General features: G+C 74.7%; 1 pseudogene. It reads left to right on the top strand.

The annotated features are described in order from the left end of the window. Window positions 1-620: pseudogene (locus CCN51_RS58725) on the top strand (tetratricopeptide repeat protein); the annotation flags it as partial.

Below are 620 nucleotides of genomic sequence, written 5' to 3' on the forward strand. Positions count from 1 at the left end.
CGGTGCTGCATCTGCTGGGCGCGCTGTGCGACTACTGCCTGCTGCGCGGCGACCTGTACCGGCTCGGCGAGATCAGCGAGCTGACCCAGGCCGTGGACCAGGGGCTGCTGATGCGCTCGGTGCAGTGGCGCACCGGCATCGCGGCCCGGCAGCTGGGCGAGCTCGACCAGGCCCGCACCACCCTGTCCTCGGTGGTCGACCTGTACTGCGGGCGCGGCCCGCGCGCTGTGCAGCCTGGGCATCACCCTGCACCACCAGGGCAATCTCACCGAGGCCGCGGCGAAGCTGACCGAGGCCATGGAGCTTCAGGCGGCCGACGAGCTGCGCGCGGACCGGGCGTGGACGATGCACGCGCTGGCCGCGGTGGAGCGCGACCGGGGTCGGCTCGGCAGAGCGCTGGAGCTGCTGGACGCGGCCCTGGAGCTGCACCGGGAGAGCGAGAGCGTGCACGGCCAGGCCTGGGCCCACTTCCAGCTCGGCCAGGCATGTCTGCGCATGGGCGAGGTGCCGCGCGCGGAGCGGGAGCTGCGCGAGGCGCTGGATGCCTACGGCCGCACCCACGACCAGCGCGGCGAGGCATGGGCGCTGACCCAGCTGGCCCGCGCCCGGCTGGTGGCCGC

This window comes from Streptomyces milbemycinicus, from assembly GCF_002154605.1.
GTDB lineage: Bacteria > Actinomycetota > Actinomycetes > Streptomycetales > Streptomycetaceae > Streptomyces > Streptomyces milbemycinicus.